This is a genomic window from Mycolicibacterium peregrinum (genome assembly GCF_001665625.1).
Taxonomy (GTDB): Bacteria; Actinomycetota; Actinomycetes; order Mycobacteriales; family Mycobacteriaceae; genus Mycobacterium; species Mycobacterium peregrinum_B.
The window spans coordinates 1-733 of record NZ_LZSY01000015.1; the positions used below are offsets into that span (position 1 = coordinate 1).

Sequence of the window (733 nt, forward strand, 5' to 3'; positions counted from 1 at the left end):
CGCACCGGGCACGCCGTAGATCTCGTAGACCACGACCTTGGGGTCGAACGGCTTGGTGTCATCGACCTTCGCGCTGGAGATCCCCGAGCCATTGCCTGCACCGAAGAACGTGCGCACCCGCATCACCGTGAACCCACCTACCAACACCACCACGACGATGATCAGGGGGATCCAGAACTTCTTGGCCAGGCCAGAAATCGAAAACTGTTTCCGGCGAGAGCTTTTCGTCGCGTTGGTCATCGTGAAATGGCACCGGTCCGTCGGTTGTGGGCAAAGTGGGCATTGGGGCGGCGAGGCGACATCGCCATGCTTGTGGCATGGCAGCCGATGGGGGAGCACCCGTGCACCATGTTCACCTCGATACGCCTCGCTGTCTAGCCGAATGGCTAACTAAAAACTTAGCGAGATATTAGCCTATTTAAATGAGTGGCAAAACGGTGACACAGCTGTGATCGTGCGCCCAGGGTGCTGCCCGGCCACAGGTGGCGGGCCACCGTCGCGACCCGGCGCGTAGCCGCAGGTCAGGATACATTTACGGGGCCGTCAGGCCGGAAGATGCCGAGGCATCGGAATGCTGATTGTGATGGAGCTAACGGAATCGGGCTGGGCCCGCTGCCGTGTCGGCGGCCGGACCCAGCCCGTTGGAAATCCTCGGATCAGTGCCAGTCCCAGACCGACATGTCGTTGGGTGGGTAGTTCTGGCAGACGTCGGTGGTGTTGGCCGCGACGCACT

Annotated in this window: 2 protein-coding genes; both read right to left on the reverse strand. The window is 61.3% G+C overall.

The features are described from left to right. Nucleotides 1-240: MmpS family transport accessory protein (locus A5779_RS01755; protein WP_236734618.1), on the reverse strand; the 240-nt coding region annotated here is incomplete at its 3' end. 416 nt (nt 241-656) lie between these two features. Beyond that, a partial coding sequence (locus tag A5779_RS34930; RefSeq protein WP_131811548.1) for a DUF5078 domain-containing protein occupies nt 657-733 on the reverse strand: 77 nt, incomplete at its 5' end.